The sequence below is a fragment of the Escherichia sp. B1147 genome, assembly GCF_001660175.1.
GTDB classification, from domain to species: Bacteria; Pseudomonadota; Gammaproteobacteria; order Enterobacterales; family Enterobacteriaceae; genus Escherichia; species Escherichia whittamii.
Window position 1 is genome coordinate 1 of the sequence record NZ_LFHY01000032.1, and the last position, 541, is coordinate 541.

At 47.0% G+C, this 541-nt stretch carries 1 protein-coding gene; it reads left to right on the forward strand.

The window, feature by feature from the left end; genetic code table 11:
- Positions 1–492, forward strand: a 492-nt coding sequence (locus tag A9180_RS23760) for an IS3 family transposase (RefSeq protein WP_149025992.1), incomplete at its 5' end; no start/stop codon positions are given.
- Between the last annotated feature and the right edge of the window lie 49 nt (positions 493–541).

Sequence of the window (541 nt, forward strand, 5' to 3'; positions counted from 1 at the left end):
GATGTGACTTATATCTGGACGGGAAAACGCTGGGCTTATCTGGCTGTTGTACTCGATTTGTTTTCCCGTAAACCGGTTGGCTGGGCGATGTCATTTTTCCCTGATTCCGCACTGACAGGTAAAGCCCTGTCGATGGCCTGGGAAGCACGGGGGAAACCGGCTAATTTACTGTATCACTCGGATCAAGGCAGTCACTATACCAGCAGGAATTTCAGACAGTTACTGTGGAGATATCAGATAAAGCAAAGCCTGAGTCGCCGGGGAAATTGCTGGGATAACAGCCCAATGGAACGGTTCTTCAGAAGCCTGAAAACAGAGTGGGTACCGGATAATGGCTACGCGAATTTTAGCGAAGCCAGCACGGCAATAACGAATTACATCACAGGATATTACAGCCAACTCAGACCTCATCAATATAATGGTGGTTTGACGCCGAATGAATCAGAACGATTGTTCTGGAAAAACTCTAAAGCTGTGGCCAGTTTTTGTTGACCACTACATCTGCCTGATGCTCCACTTGAAGACATCACCACAAAAGAAA